This is a genomic window from Phaeovulum sp. (assembly GCF_030684035.1).
Lineage (GTDB): Bacteria > Pseudomonadota > Alphaproteobacteria > Rhodobacterales > Rhodobacteraceae > UBA6213.
In genome coordinates this window covers 89,721-109,891 of sequence record NZ_JAUXPI010000012.1, presented here as the reverse complement: position 1 = coordinate 109,891, position 20,171 = coordinate 89,721, and the positions used below count along the sequence as shown (strand labels likewise).

General features: G+C 66.1%; 17 protein-coding genes. 10 read left to right on the top strand and 7 right to left on the bottom strand.

What is annotated here, in order from left to right:
- Positions 1-8: 8 nt before the first annotated feature.
- Positions 9-1,355 carry a TldD/PmbA family protein gene (locus Q8J98_RS03665; RefSeq protein ID WP_305293195.1) on the bottom strand — a complete coding sequence of 449 codons (1,347 nt, stop codon included), beginning with the start codon at positions 1,353-1,355 and terminating at the stop codon, positions 9-11.
- Positions 1,356-1,445: 90 nt separating this feature from the next.
- A complete protein-coding gene (locus Q8J98_RS03660; protein ID WP_305293194.1) occupies positions 1,446-2,930 on the bottom strand; it encodes a DUF2125 domain-containing protein in 1,485 nt (494 codons plus the stop codon).
- A 123-nt stretch (positions 2,931-3,053) separates the two neighbouring features.
- Here Q8J98_RS03660 and Q8J98_RS03655 point away from each other — a divergent pair, with 123 nt between their 5' ends.
- The gene (locus tag Q8J98_RS03655) at positions 3,054-3,668 is read left to right on the top strand and encodes an enoyl-CoA hydratase/isomerase family protein (RefSeq protein WP_305293193.1); all 615 of its coding nucleotides are present in this window, start codon (positions 3,054-3,056) and stop codon (positions 3,666-3,668) included.
- A 49-nt stretch (positions 3,669-3,717) separates the two neighbouring features.
- Here the strand turns inward: Q8J98_RS03655 and Q8J98_RS03650 are convergent, their stop codons facing one another.
- Positions 3,718-4,059 carry a DUF2853 family protein gene (locus Q8J98_RS03650; protein ID WP_305293192.1) on the bottom strand — a complete coding sequence of 114 codons (342 nt, stop codon included), beginning with the start codon at positions 4,057-4,059 and terminating at the stop codon, positions 3,718-3,720.
- Positions 4,060-4,270: 211 nt separating this feature from the next.
- The gene (ahcY, locus tag Q8J98_RS03645; protein WP_305293191.1) at positions 4,271-5,671 is read right to left on the bottom strand and encodes an adenosylhomocysteinase; all 1,401 of its coding nucleotides are present in this window, start codon (positions 5,669-5,671) and stop codon (positions 4,271-4,273) included.
- A 102-nt stretch (positions 5,672-5,773) separates the two neighbouring features.
- Here ahcY and Q8J98_RS03640 point away from each other — a divergent pair, with 102 nt between their 5' ends.
- Both Q8J98_RS03640 and Q8J98_RS03635 read left to right on the top strand, forming a co-directional pair.
- Positions 5,774-6,376, top strand: a complete 603-nt coding sequence (locus Q8J98_RS03640) for an HD family hydrolase (protein WP_305293258.1) — start codon at positions 5,774-5,776, stop codon at positions 6,374-6,376.
- Positions 6,377-6,570: 194 nt separating this feature from the next.
- On the top strand, positions 6,571-7,449 hold the full coding sequence (locus Q8J98_RS03635; protein ID WP_305293190.1) for a LysR family transcriptional regulator: 879 nt from the start codon (positions 6,571-6,573) through the stop codon (positions 7,447-7,449).
- A 27-nt stretch (positions 7,450-7,476) separates the two neighbouring features.
- Here the strand turns inward: Q8J98_RS03635 and Q8J98_RS03630 are convergent, their stop codons facing one another.
- The 3 genes from Q8J98_RS03630 to Q8J98_RS03620 form a co-directional block, all read right to left on the bottom strand.
- Complete coding sequence (locus Q8J98_RS03630) at positions 7,477-7,791, bottom strand: H-NS histone family protein (RefSeq protein ID WP_305184695.1); 315 nt, start codon at positions 7,789-7,791, stop codon at positions 7,477-7,479.
- A gap of 114 nt (positions 7,792-7,905) precedes the next feature.
- On the bottom strand, positions 7,906-8,460 hold the full coding sequence (locus Q8J98_RS03625; protein WP_305293189.1) for an ActR/PrrA/RegA family redox response regulator transcription factor: 555 nt from the start codon (positions 8,458-8,460) through the stop codon (positions 7,906-7,908).
- A gap of 81 nt (positions 8,461-8,541) precedes the next feature.
- Positions 8,542-9,186 (bottom strand): SCO family protein, encoded by a 645-nt coding sequence (locus Q8J98_RS03620; protein WP_305293188.1) that lies wholly within the window; start codon positions 9,184-9,186, stop codon positions 8,542-8,544.
- Positions 9,187-9,277: 91 nt separating this feature from the next.
- On the opposite strand from Q8J98_RS03620, the gene regB reads away from it, so the two are divergent.
- From regB to trxA, 7 genes are all read left to right on the top strand, one after another.
- Entirely contained in the window at positions 9,278-10,657 is a 1,380-nt protein-coding gene (regB, locus tag Q8J98_RS03615; protein ID WP_305293187.1) for a sensor histidine kinase RegB, read from the top strand.
- 112 nt (positions 10,658-10,769) lie between these two features.
- Positions 10,770-12,371: a PAS-domain containing protein gene (locus Q8J98_RS03610; RefSeq protein WP_305293186.1), complete on the top strand. Its 1,602-nt coding sequence runs from the start codon at positions 10,770-10,772 to the stop codon at positions 12,369-12,371.
- Positions 12,372-12,452: 81 nt separating this feature from the next.
- Entirely contained in the window at positions 12,453-12,908 is a 456-nt protein-coding gene (locus Q8J98_RS03605) for a hypothetical protein (RefSeq protein ID WP_305293185.1), read from the top strand.
- Positions 12,909-12,917: 9 nt separating this feature from the next.
- On the top strand, positions 12,918-13,439 hold the full coding sequence (gene tsaE, locus Q8J98_RS03600) for a tRNA (adenosine(37)-N6)-threonylcarbamoyltransferase complex ATPase subunit type 1 TsaE (RefSeq protein ID WP_305184689.1): 522 nt from the start codon (positions 12,918-12,920) through the stop codon (positions 13,437-13,439).
- Positions 13,439-16,372: a double-strand break repair protein AddB gene (gene addB / locus Q8J98_RS03595; RefSeq protein ID WP_305293184.1), complete on the top strand. Its 2,934-nt coding sequence runs from the start codon at positions 13,439-13,441 to the stop codon at positions 16,370-16,372. The genes tsaE and addB overlap by 1 nt, the downstream gene beginning before the upstream one ends.
- The gene (gene addA, locus Q8J98_RS03590; protein ID WP_305293183.1) at positions 16,369-19,776 is read left to right on the top strand and encodes a double-strand break repair helicase AddA; all 3,408 of its coding nucleotides are present in this window, start codon (positions 16,369-16,371) and stop codon (positions 19,774-19,776) included. The genes addB and addA overlap by 4 nt, the downstream gene beginning before the upstream one ends.
- Before the next feature lie 33 nt (positions 19,777-19,809).
- Positions 19,810-20,130, top strand: coding sequence for a thioredoxin (gene trxA / locus Q8J98_RS03585; protein ID WP_305184686.1), 321 nt, complete (start codon positions 19,810-19,812; stop codon positions 20,128-20,130).
- Positions 20,131-20,171: the final 41 nt, after the last annotated feature.

Sequence of the window (20,171 nt, the reverse complement as noted above, 5' to 3'; positions counted from 1 at the left end):
CGCGCGGGTCAGCTACCGGCCAGTGTCAGCCCTTCGACCAGAAGGCTGGGCACGACATGGCTGAGATGGCTGCGGGCGTCGTTGGCGGGGGTGATGCGGGTCAGCATTTCGCGCAGGTTGCCCGCCACGGTGCATTCGTTGACCGGCCAGACAATCTCGCCACCCTGCACCCAGAAGCCGGAAGCGCCGCGCGAATAATCGCCGGTGGTCGGGTTGATCGAGGCCCCGATCAGCGAGGTGATGAGCAGGCCGGTGCCCATTTCGGCGAGAAGTTCGGCAGGGCTTTGCTTGCCTTCGGTCAGCGCGATGTTGGAATTGCCCGGCGAGGGCGGCGACGAGGTGCCGCGCGAGGCCGAGGCGGTGGAGGCCATGCCAAGCTTGCGCGCGGTGCCCAGATCGAGGGTCCAGCCGGTCAGCACCCCGGCATCGACGATGGCGCGGCGGCGGGTGGCCAGACCTTCGGCATCAAAGGGGCGCGACGAGGAGATGCGCGGTCGGTGCGGGTCTTCGATGATCGACAGGCCGGTGGGTAGAACCTGGGTGCCAAGCGCATCAAGCAGCCACGACGCGCCGCGCGCAATCGAGGTGCCGTTGATCGCGCCGAGAAGATGGCCGATCAGACTGCCCGCAATACGTTCGTCGTAAAGCACGGGATAGGCCCCGGTGGGCGGGCGGCGGCTGCCCTGACGCGCCACGGCGCGCTGCCCGGCGAGGCTGCCGACGGTTTCGGGCGAAGGCAGATCAGATTGAAAGGTGCGGGCTTCGGCGGCCCAGTCACGCTCCATATGCGCGCCCTCGCCGCTGATCGCCACCGCCGAGACCGAGCGCGAGGTGCGCCCGTAGCCCCCGGCAAAGCCGTTTGAAGCGGCGAAAAAGAGGTTGCGGCGGGCGTAGCTTGCCGAGGCCGATTGCACCTGTGCCACCCCTGCCACCGCCAGCGCAGCGGCTTCGGCGCGGCGCGCATCTTCCTGAAGCGTTTCGGCGGCGGGTTCGGCGGCAGGGTCTTGCATTTGCAGCGCATCGACATTCCAGCCGCGCGCCAGTTCGGCGGCGTCGGCAAGGCCCGCGAAGGGGTCGGGCGGGGCCTCGCGTGCCATTGCCACGGCGCGAGCCGCCATTTCCTGCATCGTTGTTGCAGAGATATCGGAGGCGGAAACGCAGGCCTGCCGCCCGCCGATCAGCACCCGAAGCCCGATCTCGACACCTTCGGAACGTTCGGCCTGTTCCAGCCTTCCCTCGCGCACATCAATGGAAACGGCGCGGCCATCAACCGCGATTGCATCGGCGGCACCGGCACCGGCGCGCGCGGCGGCGGCCAGAAGTGCGGTGGTCAAGTCTTGCAGCCGGTCATTCATGCGCCGTCTCCTGCCCGTTGTCTTTCTGGCCCAAGCCAAGGGCCGCCCGGTTGGCTCCGGGCGGCCCCCCTCAGCTTGCCTCGGCCTGCCTTATTGCAGACGCTGGCCGTTGGCGTAAATGCCGCCGTCTTCGCGCATCTCGATTTTCGAGGTCAGCTCATCAGCCCCGACCGGTACAGCAAAGAGTCCGAGCATGGCCCTGAAGCCTGCCGATTGTTCGGAGGGCAGAAGGCCCATGGCAGTCAGCTTGTCCATCAGCGCATAGGCACCGACGAGCCGCAGATCGACCGCGCCCTTGGGCATCGGGAAACCCATGTCGTTGTTGAAGGTAAAGGCCCCGGTGCCGCTCAGATCGGCCCCCGCCGCCGCAAGGCGCAGCGCGTTGAGCGCCATATCTTGCAATTCGCCGGGAATCGGGTTGGCTTCGACCTCGGCAGGATCAAAGAGGTTCACCAGCAGTTTCGCCGAGCCGGAAATATCGATCAGAAACTCGGCCGGGGTGCGCGGCAGTTGCGCCATCGGGTCAACCATGCCCCAAAGCTCTTCGGAAACGGCGAGCCCGGCAATACCGACCTTGACCGCAAAGTTCTGCAACCGCTCGGCTTTGGCGATCGGGATCGACATCAGCAAAGTGGAGCTTTGCTTGGAAAACGAGACCGGGAAGGGCAGATCGGGCGCGGTCATCATGACCGTGGCCGCACCGCCATCGGCACCGTATTCAAGCCCGTCGCCGGAAAGCGAGAAGTGGAAAAGGCCGCCCTCGCCGGTGGATTCGACCGAACCGGGGCCGGATTCGTCGGCAAAGTTCATCGCAAAGCGGCCTGCGCCATAGGTCATTTCACCTTCGCCATAGAACCCCGCCGCGATCGCCGCGGCCATGTCGTTCATGTCGGTATCGGCGGGCAGGAAGGCGGAAAAGCTTGATGCGACATCGGCGATGCTGCCGGTCATGTCGAACAGGCCGCTGGTTTCGGGGTCAACGCCCGAGGCGGTGAAATCGAGCGAGGCGGCGGCAAATTCGGAGGTGATGGTGTTGCCGTCCATGGTATCGAGCGTATAGGCACCCTCGATTTCACGCAGCGTCATGGCAACCCTGGCCTCGGTTTCCGGGGCGCTTGCGTCGGCTCCGCTGCCCTCGACCATCATTTCGGTGGCGGAAACATCATAGGCCATGTTCTCGGGCACACCCGAAACGATCATCGTGAGATCCTGCTGGCGCAGCATCATCGTGGTGTTGACCGGCGGCACGCCTTCGGCGGTGGTGGTCGCCCAGATCGGGATGTCGTTCGACATCGTCACGGTTACCTTGCCATCGCCGGTTTCCTGAAGGCGGATTTCGGCCACGTTCATGTCGAACGTGCCCTCGGGCCGGGTCATCGACATGACCACGTCTTTGACCACAAGCGTATCGCCCGCCACCGTCTCGCTGGTGGTGAAGAAGGTGTAGCCGAATCCCGCAAGGCTTTCGGTCCACGCCTTCCAGACATCCTGCGCGGTCACGTCGGCCAATGCAGCCGTGCTGCCCAGCAGCAGCGAAAGCGCGGTACCGGCCCCGAGTGTCTTCCATTGTGCCATGATCATTATCCCTCATGAAAAAACCGAACTGTCAGAAGCCAGCATCCCGCGCCTTTGCGCAGTGGTCAAGGGATTCCAAGCTTGCTAGACCTCGGGCAAGGCGGGAAGCGGAGGCGCTGCGCGATGATCGGGCTTTCTCAGGCGGGCGGGATATGGACGCTGCGCATAAGCCGGCCCGAAAAGGCCAATTCCCTGACCCGCGAGATGCTCGGCCAGATCGACGGGCTGGTGATGCGCGCGGTGAACAAGGGCGCGCGCGCGCTGGTTCTGACCGGCGCGGGCAAGGTGTTTTCCGCCGGTGCCGATCTTGACGAAGCGCGCGCCGGTCTGGCGACTGACGGCATCTGGGAGCAGCTATCGGGGCATATTGCCGCCGCCCCCTGCCTGACCATCGCGGCGCTGAACGGCACGCTTGCGGGCGGTGCCTTTGGCATGGCGCTGGCTTGCGATCTGCGGCTTGCGGTGCCGGGGGCGAAGTTCTTTTATCCGGTGATGAAGCTCGGGTTTCTGCCGCAACCCTCGGACCCGGCACGGCTGGCCGCACTGGTCGGCCCGGCGCGGGCGAAGATGATCTTGATGGCGGGGCAAAAAATCGGGGCCGAAGCGGCGCTGGACTGGGGACTGATCGACCGCATCGTGGAGCCCGAGGCGCTGGCCGAGACCGCCGCTACGCTGGCCGCCGATGCCTGCGCGGCGCGCGCCGATCTGGCCGGCGCGATCAAGAGGCTGATCGGGTAGGCGGCAGGGGTGCCGGATCGGCCGCCCTGCCGGAGGTCATATCGCCCGGTCAGGCGTAGACCTTTTCCTTGCCGAAATGCTTGACGAGCAGGTAGTAAAATACCGCGCGGTACTTGTTGCGCTCGGATTTGCCATAAATCTCGACCGCCGCGTTGATCGCCGCCATGAGTTCCGGCCCGTCTTTCAGGCCAAGCTTGCGGATCAGGAAGTTGTTCTTGACGGTTTCAAGTTCGGCTGGCTGGCCCGCCGCGACGGTGGCTGAATCGGCGTTGTAAATGGCAGGGCCGCAGCCGATGGTCACCTTGGTCAGCAACGCCATGTCGGGCATGACCTTGCACTTGGTCTTCAGATCGTCAGCGTATTTTGCGATCAGATCGTCGCGTTTTCCCATGGTCCGCTCCCAGCCATCTGTTAAATGACAAAATATGGGTGCCTGCGGCACCGCCGGGGCAAGTTAAAGCCATTCCAGGTTTCGCACAAAGGGAAAACTTCGCGCCGCTTCCCCCCGTGCGGATTAACCGCTGCGGGCGAGCGTGATGATGTACTGGCTGGCCATGAGTTTGAGGCTGGCACCACCGCACCGGACTTTTCGGCGAGACCCCTCAATAGCGGTAATGATCGGCCTTGAACGGGCCCGCCACCGCGACGCCTATGTATTCGGCCTGCTCGGGGCGAAGTTCGGTCAGTTTCGCGCCGACCTTGGCCAGATGCAGCCGCGCCACCTTTTCGTCGAGCGCCTTGGGCAGGATGTAAACCCCCGGCGCGTATTCGGCACCCTTGGCCCATAGCTCGATCTGCGCCAGCACCTGATTGGTGAAGCTGGCGCTCATCACGAAGCTGGGGTGGCCGGTAGCGTTGCCGAGGTTGAGCAGGCGGCCTTCGCTGAGCAGGATGATCTTGTTGCCCGAGGGCATTTCGATCATGTCCACCTGATCCTTGATGTTGGTCCATTTGTGGTTGCGCAGGCTGGCCACCTGAATCTCGTTGTCGAAGTGGCCGATGTTGCCGACGATGGCCATGTTCTTCATTTCGCGCATGTGTTCGATGCGGATCACATCGCGGTTGCCGGTGGTGGTGATGAAGATATCGGCATCGGCCACCACATCTTCCAGCAGCACCACCTCGAAGCCGTCCATCGCCGCCTGCAAGGCGCAGATCGGGTCAACTTCGGTGACTTTCACGCGGGCACCCGCGCCGCGCAGGCTGGCGGAAGACCCCTTGCCGACATCGCCATAGCCGCAGACCACTGCGACCTTGCCTGCCATCATCGTATCGGTGGCGCGGCGGATGCCATCGACGAGGCTTTCCTTGCAGCCGTATTTGTTGTCGAATTTCGACTTGGTGACCGAGTCGTTGACGTTGATCGCCGGGAACGGCAGCAAGCCCTTTTTGTGCAGATCATAAAGCCGGTGCACGCCGGTGGTGGTTTCTTCCGAGACGCCGCGAATGGCGGCGCGCTGGGCGGTGAACCAGCCCGGGCTGGCCGCGAGGCGTTTTCTGATCTGGTTGAACAGGCAAACTTCTTCGTCGCTGGTGGGCACCGCGATCAGGTCGGCCTCGCCCGCCTCGACGCGCGCGCCCATCAGGATGTAGAGCGTGGCATCGCCGCCATCGTCGAGGATCATGTTGCAGGTGCCGCCGACCCCGCCGAACTGGAAGATGCGGTCGGTATATTCCCAGTATTGCTCCAGCGTTTCGCCCTTGATCGCAAAAACCGGCGTACCGCCTGCGGCAATCGCCGCCGCCGCGTGATCCTGGGTGGAGAAGATGTTGCAGGATGCCCAGCGCACATCGGCCCCGAGCACCTTCAGCGTTTCGATCAGCGCGGCGGTCTGGATGGTCATGTGCAGGCTGCCCGCGATGCGCGCGCCCTTCAGCGGCTTTGTGGTGCCATATTCCTCGCGCAGCGCCATCAGGCCAGGCATTTCGGTTTCGGCAATATCGAGCTCCTTGCGCCCATAGGCGGCAAGTGAAATATCCCTGACGATGTAATCTTTCGGCATCCGCCGCGCTCCTTGACAGTGTTCGGGGGGCAGATAGCACCCGCGGGGCGTCTCGACAATGTTTGCGCGGCTGGATTAGGTTTGGCGGGTCAATTCGAGGTGATGATGAAACAGCCCCGCGCCTGGCAACGGATGCTTTCGGGCCGCAGGCTCGATTTGCTGGATCCGACGCCGCTTGATGTCGAGATCGAGGATATTGCGCATGGGCTGGCGTTTGTGGCGCGCTGGAACGGCCAGACGCGCGGCGACTGGCCCTATTCGGTGGCCGAGCATTCGCTGCTGGTCGAGGCGCTGTTTGCCCGTACCAACCCCGGCCTGGGCGCGCGCTGGCAACTGGCGGCGCTGCTGCACGACGCGCCGGAATATGTGATCGGCGACATGATCAGCCCGGTGAAATCGGCCATCGGCGCGGCGTATGGCGAGATGGATGCGCGGCTCATGGCGGCGGTGCATCTGCGGTTCGGGCTGCCTGCGGTGCTGCCGGGGGCGATCAAGAAAGCGATCAAGACCGCCGACAGGCTTTCGGCCTGGGCGGAGGCGGTGCAGATTGCCGGGTTTAGCGAGGCCGAGGCGGACCGTTTGTTTGGCAGGCCCACCGAGGGGGTGCTGAGGGGGTTGACGATACGCCTGCGCCCCCCGGCCGAGGTGCGCGCGGATTTTACCGCGCGCCACCATGCACTTGCAGCGGCAATGGCCGCCGCCTGAGCCTTAGCGGCCGTTGTGACATGGCTCTGGCATACGGCGCGGGGTGTAGCCGCCGATGGCAATCGCCATAACCTCTGCTATGATGCGGATCATTGTCTGACCCTCCCTTTCATCCTGTAACCTGCTAGCTTTAGGCAGAACACCAGGAAAAAGGCGAGTCAGAAAATTTGCTGATATGTTAGGTGGGCTTTTATATGACTGAAATCGACTGGCACCGAATGCCCGCATTGGCGGCGCTGCGCGCCTTTGAGGCGACCGCGCGTTGTGGCGGTTTCAGCGCCGCAGCGCGGCAGCTTAACGTCACCCACGCGGCGGTTGCGCAACAGGTGCGGGCGCTGGAAGGCGAACTTGGCGTGCAACTTGTCTGGCGCGATGGCCGCGCGCTGCGCATGACCCCCGAGGGCGAAAAGCTGGGGCTGGCGCTCAATGTCGGTTTCGCCGCCTTGCAGGAAGGGCTGGCGGCGCTGAGCGCCGAGGCCGGGCAAAAGCCGCTGACCGTGACCCTGCCGCCCGCCTTTGCTGCCGAGTGGCTGATGCCGCGGCTGGCGCGGTTCTGGAAGCGGCACCCCGACATTTCGCTTTCGCTGCTGCCCGACCATCGGGTGCTTGACCTGCAAAATTCCGGGGCGGCCATGGGCATCCGCTTTGGCGACGGCCACTGGCCGGGGGTGCGGGCCGAGTTTCTGACCCCCGCATTGCAGGTGGTGGTGGGCGCGCCCGAATTGCTGGGCGGTCGCCGCACCCTGACGCTGGCCGAAATGACCGCCCTGCCATGGGTGCGCGAGCGCGACTGGCCGGAGCAGATGGATTGGCTGAAAAGCATCGGGCTGCGCCCGGATGCGCTGCGCTTTACCGAGTTTCCGAATGAGGAGCTGGCGCTTTCGGCGGTGCGCGAAGGGCTGGGGCTGCATCTGGAAAGCGCGGCGCTGGTCGAGGAGGACATCGCCTCGGGGCGGCTGGTGCAGATTTGCGAATTGAGCCACGAGAGCCTTGGCTATTACGCGGTGTTTCCCCCCGGCCCGGTCAGCGCCGCGGCGCAGGCCTTCGTGGCCTGGCTGAAGGCAGAGCTTTAGGGGCGGTGCGGGGCCGCCCCTAAAGCGTCAGATTGCCAGATCTTCGAGGCTTTGGCCTGCGGCGAGCGCTGCCACCACCCAGCGCGGCCGACGACCGCGACCGCTCCAGGTATCGGACCTGTCGGCGGGGTTGGCATATTTGGGCGCGGCGGGCTTGCGTTTGCGGGTGCTGGTCAGCGCCGTCAATTCGGCGAGCGTATAACCGAGTTTGCGCGCGGTTTCTTCCAGTTCCGCCAGTGCCGCCTTTTTCTTGCGGTCATCAAAGCCCGAAATGGCGCGATCAATCCGTGCGCGCAGATCCTTGAGGTCTTTCAGAGAGAGAGATTCGAGATCGATTTGCATGGTCAGGTTCCTGCTGGGGATATCCGCTATTTCAATAATGGCGGACTTATTGGAGCGCAAGGTGCCGAAACCGGCCCGGCGGCAATCCGGGCGAATTTCCGCTATACAATCGGTTTATTTTGGGCTGCGCTTGGCTAAAATACGCTGCAGGGTGCGGCGGTGCATGTTCAGCCGCCGCGCAGTTTCGGAAACATTGCGCTCGCAAAGTTCATAGACGCGTTGGATATGCTCCCAGCGCACGCGGTCGGCGCTCATCGGGTTTTCGGGTGGCGGCGGCAGCGATTCGCCCCTGGCGAGCAGCGCGCTGGTAATGTCGTTGGCATCGGCGGGCTTCGAGAGATAATCGGTGGCACCCATTTTCACCGCGGCAACCGCCGTGGCGATTGCGCCATAGCCGGTAAGCACCACGATGCGCGCTTCAGGCCGCGCGTCACGAAGTTGTTCAACGACATCAAGGCCGCTGCCATCTTCCAGCCGAAGGTCGATGACCGCATAGGCCGGGGGGGCGCGTTCGACAATCGCCCTTCCGGCCGCAACGCTTTCGGCTGCATGCACGATGAAGCCGCGCTTTTCCATTGCCCGCGCCAGCCGGTTCAGAAATGCCACGTCGTCATCGACGAGCAAAAGCGACCGGTCCGGGCCGAGTTCAGCGAAGTCTTCAGTGGCCATTGTCGGGTGCCCTCAGGAGATACGGTTCCATCGGTTCTAGGCGGTTCGGTGCGCGAGGTCAAACTGCCTGTATCAGCAGGTCTATTTCAACGTCTTCCAGACATCCACGAAACAGGCGATCCGGTCGGCCATGGCTTCGGGTGCCACGTCGCGGTTGAAGTATTCGACAAAGCCCACCGGCTCGGGGAACGAGAGGTAGGATTGGGTCGAATGGTCGATCAGGAAATAGGGATTGTTCTCAGGCTCTTTCATCTTGAAGTAGGTCCGGTATGCGCGCGAGGCCGCCTCGACCTGTTCCTTGGTGCCGACCAGACCGATCATCCGCGGGTGCATCACATCGGTGAATTCCTTCTGGTTTTCCGGCGTGTCGCGGATGTAATCGACCGAAACGAAAACCGGCGTCACCTCATAGCCACGATCATCGAGCTGATAGATGGCTTCGGCGTTGCGCGCATTGTCGAGCGGGCAGACATCGGGGCAGAAAGTGTAGCCGAAATAGAGCAGCGTCGGGCCGGTGATAATGTCTTTTTCGGTGACGAGCCTGCCGTTTTCATCGGTCAGGGTGAACGGCCCGCCAATGGCCTCGATACCACCCGCGATTGCGCCCTGACGGCACTGGGCGAAAACGTCAGCGGAAACGCGCTGCGTCGCCCACCAGGTTGCCCCGAGTGCCACGGCGGCAATGGTAACTGCACCAATCGCATAGGTGCGCGTAGAAACCGACATCTTCAACTCCTCTTATCTGCTTGCGCATTGATCCTCCAACGCCAAGCCTTTATCAACTGAATGCACGCGAATGTGAGCAAGGAAAACCGACATGACCGCAGCCGTTCACTCATCGCGCGAATCGCATAGCGAGTGGGTGCGCCTGCGAACATTGGTAAATTTGCGCTGGACGGCGGTTTTTGGACAAATCGTCGCAATTGGCGTGGCGTGGCTGGTTTATGATATCGCCCTTGACCTCGCGCTCTGCCTGCTGATCGTCGGCGCGACGGTGCTGGCGAACCTGCTCGCCATGCTCCTGTTTCCCGAGAATCGGCGGCTGAGCGAAACCGAGACAATGCTGACGCTGGTATTCGACACCGCGCAGCTTGCACTGCTGCTGGCGGTCACCGGCGGGCTCGACAACCCGTTTGCGCTGCTGATTCTGGCACCCACGGCCATTGCGGCGACCGCGCTGCACACCCTGCCCACGGTCATTGTCGGGATGGTGACGATTACCCTTGTCTCCCTGCTGGGCATCTACAGCGCACCGATCATGATGTATGACGGCACGCTGATTGCCGTACCGGAAATATTCGAGTTCGGGATTTGGGTGGCGATCATCATTGGCGTGGTGTTTCTGGGTATTTACGCCCGCCGCGTTTCCTCGGAAATCCATTCGATGGGCGATGCGCTGCTGGCCACCCAGATGGCGCTGGCGCGCGAGCAGAAGTTGACCGACCTTGGCGGCGTGGTGGCGGCGGCGGCGCATGAGCTTGGCACGCCGCTGGCGACGATCAAGCTGGTCAGCACGGAACTGGCCGACGAGCTTGACGACAGGCCCGAGCTGCGCGAGGACGCGCTGCTGATCCGCCAGCAGGCCGACCGTTGCCGCGATATCCTGCGCAGCATGGGGCGCGCCGGCAAGGACGACAAACACCTGCGCGTGGCGCCGCTGTTGGCGGTGCTGCGCGAGGCGGCCGAGCCACATCTCAACCGCGGCAAAACGATTCTGTTCGAGGCGGCACCGGGCCCGGGCGGCAGCGAGCGCCAGCCCTCGGTCATTCGCTTTCCCGAACTGGTGCACGCGCTGCGCAATCTGGTGCAGAATGCGGTCGATTTTGCGCGCGAAACCGTTTGGGTCGAGGCGGAATGGAGCACCGAAACGATCACCGTGCGCATCGTCGATGATGGGCCCGGCTATCCTCCCGGAGTGCTGGGGCGGATCGGTGACCCGTTCCTGAGCGCGCGCAAGGGCGAGGCTGACCGCGGCAAGCGCGCCGAATACGAGGGCATGGGGCTGGGCCTGTTCATCGCCAAGACCTTGCTGGAACGCACCGGCGCAAGGCTGAAGTTCGCCAACGGCACCGCGCCCTTCTTGCAGGGCGCGGAATATCCGGGCCGTTCGGGGGCCGTGGTCGAGGTGGTCTGGCCTGCCGCGCGCATTGCCTCGGCCGAGGGCGCGCTGGGGGAAAACCAGCCTATCATCCGCTGATCCGGCACCGCCGCCCGAACAACGCGGGGTTGAGTTTAATACCGCGTTAACCAATTCGACCCATGCTGAGGAAAACAAGCATGGGACGGCCGGGGACATGTCGGATAGCTGGATGCTGGCGCTGATCATTGCGGCGACCTCGGTGGGGTCGTCATGGGTTGCGTTGCTGCTGATTTCGCTGCGCCGTGACCGCGCCGAAGTGCCGCTGCGCGTCACCGCCGCGCAGCCCGCGCTGGAGCAGGCGGTTTTCCTTTTCGATAACGAGCTTTTGGTGGATGCAACGCAACCGGCGCGCGCATTGCTTGATGCGGCCCCGATGGGCGACAGCGACTGGGCGCGGCTTTCCGCCTTTCTGGCACCCCGGTTCGAGGGCTTCGGCGCGGCCCTGTCGGGGCTGGCCGAGGGTGGCCGGGTCGAACTGGCCGCGCGGCCGCGCGCCGACGGCGAGGCATGCCTGCGCCTGTTGGCCGAAGATCTGGGCGGGCTGGCGCGGCTGACGCTGATCGACCCCGAGGCCGAGGGCAGCGGCGTGCTGGTGGACGGGCTGAGCCAGCGCGCGCTGGAGGACGAGGTGGAGCAATTGCGGGCGGTTGCCGACCGCGCGCCGGTGCTCGCCTGGCGCGAAAACGCGGCGGGCGGGGTGATCTGGGCGAACCGCGGCTATATGCTTCGCACCGATGCGCTTGCGGCGGAAGATGGCGCGCTGGTCTGGCCGCTGCCCCGGCTGTTCGAGGCCATGGCGGCGGGCGCTCCACGGCGGCACTGTCTTGGCGCGGACAGCGACAGGCCCGCCTGGTTCGATCTGCATAGCGTGCCGTTGGACGAGGGCGCGCTGTGCTTTGCGCTACCCGCCGATGCGGCCGTGCGCGCCGAGCGCGCGCTGCGCGATTTCGTGCAGACACTGACCAAGACCTTTGCCGATCTTCCGATCGGGCTGGCGATATTCGACCGGCAGCGGCAATTGCAGCTGTTCAACCCGGCGCTGATCGACCTGACCCAGCTTGGTGCCGAATTCCTTTCGGCGCGGCCAACGCTTTATGCGATGCTCGACCGCTTGCGCGAGGCGCGGATGATGCCCGAACCGAAGGATTACCGAAGCTGGCGCCAGCAAATGACCGCACTGGAACAGGCCGCGGCGGCAGGGCACCATGCCGAAACCTGGGAGCTGCCGGGGGGCCAGACCTATCGGGTGACCGGGCGGCCGCACCCCGATGGCGCGGTGGCCTTTCTGTTCGAGGACATCTCGTCGGAGGTGTCGCTGACCCGGCGTTTCCGGGCCGAGCTGGAGCTTGGGCAAGAGGTGCTTGACGCGATCGACGAGGCGGTGGCGGTGTTTCTGCCTTCGGGCGAGCTGGCTACTTCGAACGTCGCCTATGCGCGGCTCTGGGGGGTTGACCCGGCGGCGACGCTTGGCCGCGTGACGCTGCTTGATTCGGTTCGGCTCTGGCAGGCGCAGGTGCAACCGAGCCCGATCTGGTCGGCGGTACGCGCCTTCGGCAGCCAGATCGACGCGCGCGCGGAATGGGCTGCCGAGGTGCGGCTGCTTGACGGGCAAAGGCTTGGCTGCCGCTTTGTGCCGCTTGCCGCCGGGGCGATGCTGGCGGGCTTTCGCCGCGCCGGGGCTTCGGTCGAAGCCACGGCCCTGCCGCGCCCGGTGCACGCGCCCGCAACGCGCCACGATGCCGTCGCCACGGTGACACAGGCGGCAGGCTGAGCACCTGCCCGCGCAGACGGGTTTTCAAGCGGGCGCGAAGCCGCCATGATCAGCCCTGGGCGCAGCAGGAAGGGCGGGGCGATGGCGGCGACGGAGCTTGGCGCGGACGCGGCGATTGCCAGCGCAGTCGCGGCGCATCTTGGCCGCCACGGCGCGCTGGTGGTGCAACTGCCCTGCGCGCCCGAGGCCGACCTGACCGCGCTCCTGGCACCCGCTCTGGCGCGGCTGCCAGCGGGGCGGGTGCGGGTGCTGGTCTGCCAGCCGCTTGCACTGCCGCCCGAGATTGCGCATCTCGGCACCGCGATCATCGCCCCCGCGCTGCCCGGCGGGTTCGGGCCTGCCGATCTTGCCGCAGCGCTTGACCGTTTGCCACAGATCGATGATGCAATCCTGCTGCTGCTGACCCCGGCCTCCGCCGCCGCCCTGCCGCCCGCGCTGGCGCGACTGCCACCACCGGGGCAAGAGCTTGGCGGCTGGCTTGACCGGCTGGCCGCCGCGCCGCGCGAAGCGGCTTGCGGAGGCGGGGCAACGGGCTAAGCTGCCGCCATGACGCTGCCCGACACCCTTGCCTTGCCGCTGCCCGATGCAGCGGCGACCGCCCGTCTTGGCGAATTGCTGGCCCCGATGCTGCGGGCGGGCGATGTGCTGTTGCTCGAAGGCCCGATCGGCGCGGGAAAGACCCATTTTGCCCGCGCCCTGATTCAGGCGCGGCAGGCGGCGGCGGGGATGCCGCTTGAAGAGGTGCCCTCGCCCAGTTTCACCCTTGTGCAAACCTATGACGCGGGCGATGCCGAGATCTGGCACGCCGATCTGTTCCGCCTCAGCCTGCCGGGCGAGGCCGATGAACTTGGCCTGACCGAGGCCTTCGAGGCGGCGATCTGCCTTGTCGAATGGCCCGAGCGGCTGGGCCGCGATGCCCCGCCCGACGCGCTGCACCTTGGCTTTGCCTATGCGGGCGAGAGCCGCGAGGTGACGGTTTCGGCGCAGGATTCGCGTTGGGGGCAGGTGCTTGCGGCGCTCCGCCGGTTTTGGCCCGGCATCGCCGACCCGGCCGTGGCGGCGGGCTGATGGCCGGACCGAACCTTTTCGCGCTGCCGCCGGGGGTCGATTTTCCCCAGGCTTTCGTGGCCGGGCTGCTGGCACGAAGGGCGGGCGATGCGCCCGACGCACTGGCGCGGACGCAGGTTTTCCTGCCCTCGGCGCGGATGCTGCGGCGGGTTCGGGCGGCGTTTGATGGCTGCGGCGCGGGGTTCTTGCCGCGGCTGCGGCTGGTCACCGAGCTTGGCACCGAACCGGTGCCGGGGCTGCCCGCCGCCGTTCCGCCGCTGCGCCGCAAGCTGGAGCTGGCACAACTGGTGGCGCGGATGACCGAAAGGCAGCCAGATTTCGCCGCCGGAACCGGGACCTATGCATTGGCCGAATCGCTCAGCGATCTGCTGGCCGAAATGCAGATGGAAGGCGTTGCCGCCGACGCGCTGGAACGACTGGACGTGGCCGACCACGCCGCGCATTGGCAGCACAGCCTGCGCTTCCTGCGCATCGTGACGCGCTATTTCGACCCAGGCACGCCGCCCGACCCCGAGGCGCGGCTGCGCCGGGTGGTCGAGGCGCGGGTTGCCCGCTGGTCCAGCGCACCGCCGCCGCATCCGGTAATTGTTGCGGGCTCCACCGGGTCGCGCGGGGCCACCGCGCTATTGATGCAGGCGGTCGCGCGGCTGCCGAACGGGGTGGTGGTGCTACCGGGCTTTGATTTTGAAATGCCGCAATCGGGCTGGGATAGTCTCGATTCCGGCCCGGTGCCTGCCGAGGATCACCCGCAGTACCGCTTTGCCGCGCTGAGCCGCGCGCTGGGGGTTACGCCAATTGCCGTGCGGCACTGGCACCCGGTCGCGCCCGCGAGCGGCACCCGCAACGCGCTTCTGTCGCTGGCGCTGCGACCTGCGCCGGTGACCGACAGCTGGATGCGTGACGGCGCCAAGCTTGGCGATCTGCGCGAGGCGACCCGCAATCTGGTGCTGATCGAGGCCGCCGATCCGCGCGCCGAGGCAACCGCGCTGGCGCTTGTTCTGCGTGAGACGGCAGAGACCGGGGTCAGCGCCGCGCTGATCAGCCCCGACCGGCTGTTGACCCGTCGGGTTGCGGCGGCGCTTGAGCGGTGGCGGATCAGTGTCGATGACAGCGCAGGTCAGCCGCTGCCGCTTTCGCCGCCGGGGCGATTCCTGCGCCATGTCGCGGCTTTGGCCGGGCGCAAATTGACGCTTGAGGCGCTGTTCGTGCTGCTCAAGCACCCGCTGACCGCAACCGGGGCCGATGCGCGCGGCAATCATTTGCGCTTTACCCGCGATCTGGAATTGCACCTGCGCCGCCACGGCCCCGCCTTTCCCGATGCCGCGGCGCTTTCAGCCTGGGCAGAGGCGCTGGGCGAGCCGGAGCGCGCGGCCTGGGCGGCGTGGCTTGCAACCTCGTTCGAGGCGGTGCAGGACGCGGGCGAAGCCCCGCTTTCGGCCTGCATAGATACACATATCGCCCGCGCCGAAACGCTGGCGGCGGGGCCGGGAGGGGTGGCGGCGGCAAGCGCGCTTTGGCAGCACGAGGCCGGGCGCGAGGCGGTGCTGCGGGTGCGGGAGGCGCGGCGCGAAGCGGCGCATGGCGGCAGTTTTACCCCGGCACAATACGCCAGCTTTTTCGAGCGGCTGATCCAACCCGGATCGGTGCGGCTGGCGGAACCGACGCATCCGCATATTGCCATATTGGGCAGCCTTGAGGCGCGGGTGCAGGGGGCCGGGTTGGTGATCTGCGGCGGCCTGAACGAGGGTAGCTGGCCGCAACAGGCCGCGGTTGACCCCTGGCTTAGCCGACGAATGCGGCTTGATGCTGGCCTTTTGCTGCCTGAAAGGCAGATCGGGCTCGCCGCACATGATTTTCAGCAGGCGGTTGCGGCACCGCGGGTTGTGCTGAGCCGGGCGGCGCGCAGCGCCGACGCCGAAACCGTTGCCTCGCGCTGGCTGAGCCGGCTGACCAGCCTGCTGGCCGGGCTTCCCGAACAGCACGGGGTCGAGGCGCTGGAGGCAATGCGGGCGCGGGGCCGGGTCTGGCTAAACCGTGCCGCGGCGCTTGACACACCACGGGCATCGGTGCCCGCGGCACCGCGCCCGGCACCCCGCCCGCCCGCCGAAGCGCGGCCGCGCGAGCTTCCGGTAACCGCGATCAAGACCCTGATCCGCGACCCCTATGCGGTTTATGCCCAGCGGATCCTGCGTCTGCGCCCGCTTGATCCGCTGCGGCCCGAGGCCGATCCGCGGGCGCGGGGCGAGGTGTTGCACCTTCTGGTCGAGGCATTTGTGCGCGAACGTCCGGAGGCGGAGACGCTGGAGGCTGCGCGGGCGCGGCTGACTGCCACCGCAGCGCGGGTGCTGGCAGGCGAGGTCGCCTGGCCCGCCGCGCAGCGGTTCTGGCTGGCGCGGATCGAGCGGATCGGCACCAGCTTTGCCAGATCCGAAGTCACGCGGGCCGCCGAGGGCACCCCCGTGGTGATCGAAAAAACAGGCTCTGTTCGGCTCAAGGAGCCAGATTTCACCCTGACCGCCAAGCCCGACCGGATTGATCTGCTGCACGACGGGCGGGTGCGGATTTTCGATTACAAATCCGGCAAGCCGCCCACCGACAAGGAAATGGCCACCTTCGACAAGCAGCTATTGCTGGAAGCGGCAATGGCCGAGCGGGGCGGCTTTGCGGCGCTTGGGCCGCGCCAGGTGGCGGGCTACAGCTACATTCAGCTTGGCGGCACCGGCGAAACCCGCGAGATGGACTGCAACGCGGCGCTGGTGGCCGAGACCTGGGAGGGGCTGCACAAGCTGCTCGCGGCCTATCTGAGCGAAGCGACCGGCTTCATGGCGCGGCGGGCAATGCAAAAAACCGACGATGTCGGCGACTACGACCACCTTTCGCGTTTTGGCGAATGGGACACGACCGACGCCCCGGTGCCGGAGGATGTGCGATGACCCGGCGCAGCGATGCCAGCGAAAAACAGGTGCAGGCGGCAGCGCCAGCGCACTCAACATGGCTTGCTGCGAACGCGGGTTCCGGCAAGACCCGGGTGCTGACAGATCGCGTGGCACGGCTGCTTTTGGCAGGAACAGAGCCGCAAAAGGTGCTGTGCCTGACCTATACCAAGGCTGCGGCAAGCGAGATGCAGAACCGCTTGCTTGGCCGGCTTGGCGCATGGGCGATGCTGCCCGACGGCGAATTGCGTGCGGCGCTGGAGGAGCTTGGGGCCGAGGGGCCGATTGATGCCGGGGCGCTGGCGCGGGCGCGGCGTCTTTTTGCCAAGGCGATCGAGACCCCCGGCGGACTGAAGATTCAGACCATCCACGCCTTTTGCGCCGGGCTGTTGCGGCGTTTTCCGCTGGAGGCGGGGGTGCCGCATGATTTTGCCGAAATGGATGAACGCGCCGGGCTGTTGCTGCGCGCCGAAGCGGTCGAGGAACTGGCGGCGGGGGCAGACATTGGCGCGGTCGATGCCCTGGCGCGGCATTTTCCGGGCGATGATCTGCGCGGGTTTCTAACCGAATTGGGCCGGAATAGTGCCGCTTTTGACCTGCCACTGACTCGCGCCGAGGCGCTGGCGCTGTTCGGGCTTCCTGCGGGCTTTGACACTGCGGCGCTGCTTCGCGAGGTTTTCCTGGGCGACGAGTCGGCGCTGATGGCGGCCTTGTTGCCGATTCTGCTGGCCAAGGGTGGCAACGACGCCAAGGCAGCCGCAAAGCTGGCGCGGCTTGACCTGGCCGATCCGGACAGCGGTGCCTGTGCAGCGCTTGAGGGGGTTTTGCTTTTTGGCGAAAAGGCGGCGGCACCGTTTTGCGCAAAGATAGGGTCTTTTCCGACCAAGCCCACGCAGAAAAGCGCGGCGGCGCTGATGCCCAGGCTTGAGGCGCTGATGCACCGGGTCGAGGCGGCGCGCGCGCGGCGCATCGCGCTGGCGGCGGCAGAGCGCACCCTGGCGCTGCACCGGTTCGCCGGTGCCTGGCTGCCACGCTACCGTGCCAAAAAGGCGGCGCGCGGCTGGCTTGATTTTGACGACCTGATTTCGCGCGCCTCGGCGCTGCTTTCCGACCCTTCGGTGGCGCAATGGGTGCTGTTTCGCCTGGATGGCGGCATCGACCATATTCTGGTCGATGAAGCGCAGGATACGAGCCCCGGCCAGTGGCAGGTGATCAGCGCGCTTGCCGCCGAGTTTACGGCGGGCGAGGGCGCACGAGGCTCCGGGCGGACACTGTTTGTGGTGGGCGATGCCAAACAGTCGATCTATTCGTTTCAAGGTGCCGATCTGGCCGAGTTCGAGGCGATGCGCGCCCGCTTTGCCGGGCGTTTCAGCGCTGCCGGGCGGCCAATGCAGGCGCTGGAGCTTGCGCATTCCTTCCGCTCGTCGCCCGCGATCCTGCGGCTGGTGGACCTGACCTTTGACGAGCGTGTGGCGCGCGGGCTTGGCGGCCCGGCCAAGCACATCGCCTACCACGGCGACATGCCGGGGCGGGTCGATCTGTGGCAGGTGGTGGCAAAGCCCGACACCGCCGAAGACGGCGACTGGCGCGACCCGCTTGACCTGCGCGGGGAACGGCACGAGGCGGTGGTGCTGGCCGGGGCCATTGCCAGCGAAATCCGTCGGTTGCTGGAGGCGGGCACGCGGATTGCGGACCCAAAGGTGCCCGGCGGGGCAAGGGCATTGCACGAGGGCGATTTTCTGGTGCTGGTGCAGCGCCGCAGCGCGCTCTTCGCCGAAACGATACGGGCCTGCAAGGCCGCCGGGCTTGCGGTGGCGGGGGCCGACAGGCTGAAGCTCGGGGCCGAGCTGGCGGTGCGCGACATTACCGCCCTGCTGGCGTTTCTGGCGACGCCGGAAGATGATCTGTCGCTTGCCGCCGCGTTGAAATCGCCGCTGTTCGGCTGGACCGAGGCGCAGCTTTACGCGCTGGCAGCACCACGCAGGGGCTATTTGTGGGAAGCGCTGCGGGCCGAGACGGCAGAGGCCGAAACCCTCGCAGTGCTGCACGATCTGCGCGACGTGACCGATTTTCTGCGGCCCTACGAGCTCGTCGAGCGACTTTTGACCCGGCACGGCGGGCGCGCGCGGCTGTTGGCGCGGCTTGGCCCCGAGGCGGAAGACGGGATTGACGAGCTTTTGTCGCAAGCGCTGGCGTTCGAGCAAAGCGAGGTGCCAAGCCTGACCGGGTTTCTGGGCTGGCTTGCCGCCGATAACACAGACGTGAAGCGCGCGCCGGGGGCGGCCGGGCGCTCGGTTCGGGTGATGACCGTGCACGGGGCCAAGGGCCTCGAATCGCCGGTGGTGATCTTGCCCGACACAGCCAAGCGCAAGCTGGAGCACCGCGGCGAGATGCTGGCCCTGCCCGGCGGCACCGCCTGGAAAACCCCGGCTGCTGCCAGCCCGCCCGAAATCGTCGCGGCGCGCGAGGCAGCGCTGGAGAAGGAGCGCGAAGAGCGGCTTCGGCTTTTGTATGTCGCGATGACGCGGGCCGAAAAATGGCTGATCGCCTGCGCCGCAGGCGATGTCGGCGGCGGTGCCGAAAGCTGGTATGCACTTGTCCGCGAAGCGATGGAAAAGGCCGGTGCAGAGACTGTTTCGCTTGCGCCAGACCCGGATGGACCGCTTGGCCGGGTGCAGCGTCTGGCGTTTGGCGACTGGCCTGCAGAGGCACCGCCCGAAACCACGCATGCAGATGAGCGCGAGGCGCTGCCAGCCTGGGCGCGAAGCCCGGCCCCGGCCCGGCCGCTGCCACCGCCGCCGCTTTCGCCCTCGGATATTGGCGGGGCAAAGGCGCTTGCGGGCGATGCCGCGCTGGGCGATGAGGCGGCAAAGCAATGGGGGCGGAGGCTGCACCTTTTGTTGCAACACCTGCCCAACTGGCCCGAGGCGGAGTGGCCCGAGCTTGCCGCCGGGTTGCTTGCCGGCGGCGAGGATGCAGCGGAACCAGCCGAGACAGAGACTGTTCTGGCTGCCGCCGCGCGGGTTCTGCGGGCCCCGGAAATGGCCGCATACCTTGGCCCGGAGGCGCTGGCGGAGGTGGAGTTTTCTGCCGCTTTGCCGGAACTTGGCGGGCGGCGGGTGCATGGGGTTATTGACCGGCTGGCGGTTTCGGCGGGGGAACTGCGGCTTCTGGATTTCAAGTCAAACGCGGTGGTTCCTGCCACGCCCGAGGACGTGCCCGAGGGCATCTTGCGGCAGATGGGAGCCTATGCCGCAGCGCTGGCGCAGATTTACCCCGGACGCTCAGTCAATTCGGCTATACTCTGGACCGAGACCGCAGCGATCATGCCGCTGCCTGCGGCGCTCCTGTCCGCTGCACTTGATCGGGCCGCACACCTTGACGCGGCACCTATGCGATCTTAGTTTCGCTTCAAGCACCCATTCAGGAGTTGTAATATGTCTACCTCAGCCGTCACCGATGCCACCTTCGACGCCGAAGTGCGCAAATCCGCCATTCCGGTGGTAGTCGATTTCTGGGCCGAATGGTGCGGTCCCTGCCGGATGATCGGGCCGTCGCTTGAAGAGCTTTCGGCGGAATTCGAAGGCAAGGTGAAGATCGTCAAGCTCAACGTCGATGAAAACCCCGACAGCCCGGCGATGCTGGGGGTGCGCGGCATTCCGACGCTGTTCCTGTTCAAGGATGGGCAGGTGCATTCCAACAAGGTTGGCGCGGCGCCGAAAGCGGCGCTGAAAACCTGGATTCAGTCGGCGCTGTGAAGTCGCTGGCATAGCTGGATGAAGGGCACCTGCGGGTGCCC

What these genes read in the sequence shown, in the direction of transcription:
- Q8J98_RS03665 (WP_305293195.1), bottom strand. Translation starts at nt 1,355, where the DNA reads ATGAATGACCGGCTGCAAGACTTGACCACCGCACTTCTGGCCGCCGCC.
- Q8J98_RS03660 (WP_305293194.1), bottom strand. Translation starts at nt 2,930, where the DNA reads ATGGCACAATGGAAGACACTCGGGGCCGGTACCGCGCTTTCGCTGCTG.
- Q8J98_RS03655 (WP_305293193.1), top strand. Translation starts at nt 3,054, where the DNA reads ATGATCGGGCTTTCTCAGGCGGGCGGGATATGGACGCTGCGCATAAGC.
- Q8J98_RS03650 (WP_305293192.1), bottom strand. Translation starts at nt 4,059, where the DNA reads ATGGGAAAACGCGACGATCTGATCGCAAAATACGCTGACGATCTGAAG.
- ahcY (WP_305293191.1), bottom strand. Translation starts at nt 5,671, where the DNA reads ATGCCGAAAGATTACATCGTCAGGGATATTTCACTTGCCGCCTATGGG.
- Q8J98_RS03640 (WP_305293258.1), top strand. Translation starts at nt 5,774, where the DNA reads ATGATGAAACAGCCCCGCGCCTGGCAACGGATGCTTTCGGGCCGCAGG.
- Q8J98_RS03635 (WP_305293190.1), top strand. Translation starts at nt 6,571, where the DNA reads ATGACTGAAATCGACTGGCACCGAATGCCCGCATTGGCGGCGCTGCGC.
- Q8J98_RS03630 (WP_305184695.1), bottom strand. Translation starts at nt 7,791, where the DNA reads ATGCAAATCGATCTCGAATCTCTCTCTCTGAAAGACCTCAAGGATCTG.
- Q8J98_RS03625 (WP_305293189.1), bottom strand. Translation starts at nt 8,460, where the DNA reads ATGGCCACTGAAGACTTCGCTGAACTCGGCCCGGACCGGTCGCTTTTG.
- Q8J98_RS03620 (WP_305293188.1), bottom strand. Translation starts at nt 9,186, where the DNA reads ATGTCGGTTTCTACGCGCACCTATGCGATTGGTGCAGTTACCATTGCC.
- regB (WP_305293187.1), top strand. Translation starts at nt 9,278, where the DNA reads ATGACCGCAGCCGTTCACTCATCGCGCGAATCGCATAGCGAGTGGGTG.
- Q8J98_RS03610 (WP_305293186.1), top strand. Translation starts at nt 10,770, where the DNA reads ATGCTGGCGCTGATCATTGCGGCGACCTCGGTGGGGTCGTCATGGGTT.
- Q8J98_RS03605 (WP_305293185.1), top strand. Translation starts at nt 12,453, where the DNA reads ATGGCGGCGACGGAGCTTGGCGCGGACGCGGCGATTGCCAGCGCAGTC.
- tsaE (WP_305184689.1), top strand. Translation starts at nt 12,918, where the DNA reads ATGACGCTGCCCGACACCCTTGCCTTGCCGCTGCCCGATGCAGCGGCG.
- addB (WP_305293184.1), top strand. Translation starts at nt 13,439, where the DNA reads ATGGCCGGACCGAACCTTTTCGCGCTGCCGCCGGGGGTCGATTTTCCC.
- addA (WP_305293183.1), top strand. Translation starts at nt 16,369, where the DNA reads ATGACCCGGCGCAGCGATGCCAGCGAAAAACAGGTGCAGGCGGCAGCG.
- trxA (WP_305184686.1), top strand. Translation starts at nt 19,810, where the DNA reads ATGTCTACCTCAGCCGTCACCGATGCCACCTTCGACGCCGAAGTGCGC.